1 protein-coding gene is annotated in these 1,163 nt (G+C 66.5%); it reads right to left on the bottom strand.

The features are described from left to right. Positions 1 to 1,163: elongation factor Tu (gene tuf, locus LRA98_RS12795; protein ID WP_238634270.1), on the bottom strand; the 1,163-nt coding region annotated here is incomplete at both ends.

The following is a 1,163-nucleotide window of genomic DNA, read 5'->3' as shown; positions in this document are numbered from 1 at the left end:
TCGATGATCTTGGAGACGACGCCGGCGCCGACGGTGCGGCCGCCCTCGCGGATCGCGAAGCGCAGACCGTCCTCCATGGCGATCGGGGCGATCAGCTGAACCGTCATCTTGACGTTATCGCCCGGCATCACCATCTCGGTGCCCTCCGGCAGCGTCACCGTACCCGTGACGTCCGTCGTCCGGAAGTAGAACTGCGGACGGTAGCCGTTGAAAAACGGCGTGTGCCGGCCACCCTCGTCCTTGCTCAGGACGTACACCTCGGCCTCGAAGTGCGTGTGCGGCGTGATCGACTTCGGCTTGCACAGCACCTGGCCACGCTCGACGTCGTCGCGCTTGATCCCGCGCAGCAGCGCACCGATGTTGTCACCCGCCTCGCCCTGGTCGAGCAGCTTGCGGAACATCTCGACGCCGGTGCAGGTCGTCTTGCGCGTCTCGGTGATGCCGACGATCTCGACCTCTTCACCGACCTTGATCACACCGCGCTCGACCCGGCCGGTGACCACCGTGCCGCGACCCGAGATGGAGAAGACGTCCTCGATCGGCATCAGGAAATCGCCGTCAACCGGACGCTCCGGCTGCGGGATGTGCTCGTCCATGGCCTCGACGAGCTTGATGATCGCCGGACGCCCCATCTCCGAGTCGTCGCCCTCGAGCGCCTTCAGCGCCGAGCCGGTGACCACCGGGATGTTGTCACCGTCGAAGTCGTAGTCGCTCAGCAGCTCGCGGACCTCCATCTCGACGAGCTCGAGCAGCTCGGCGTCGTCGACCATGTCGGCCTTGTTCAGGAAGACCACGATCGCCGGGACACCGACCTGACGGGCGAGCAGGATGTGCTCACGCGTCTGCGGCATCGGGCCGTCGGCGGCGGAGACCACCAGGATCGAGCCGTCCATCTGCGCCGCGCCGGTGATCATGTTCTTCACGTAGTCGGCGTGACCCGGGCAGTCGACGTGGGCGTAGTGGCGGCTCTCCGACTCGTACTCCACGTGCGCGGTGGCGATCGTGATGCCGCGAGCACGCTCCTCCGGCGCGTTGTCGATCTGATCGAACGCGCGGGCGTCGCCGCCGTGAGCTTCCGCCAGGACCTTGGTCAGGGCCGCAGTCAGCGTCGTCTTGCCATGGTCCACGTGACCGATGGTGCCGACGTTGATGTGCGGCTTCTT

The organism is Halorhodospira sp. M38, assembly GCF_022227985.1.
Taxonomy (GTDB): domain Bacteria; phylum Pseudomonadota; class Gammaproteobacteria; order Nitrococcales; family Halorhodospiraceae; genus Halorhodospira; species Halorhodospira halophila_A.
The sequence above is the reverse complement of the archived record's forward strand: the minus strand, read 5'-3'. Positions and strand labels throughout refer to the sequence as shown.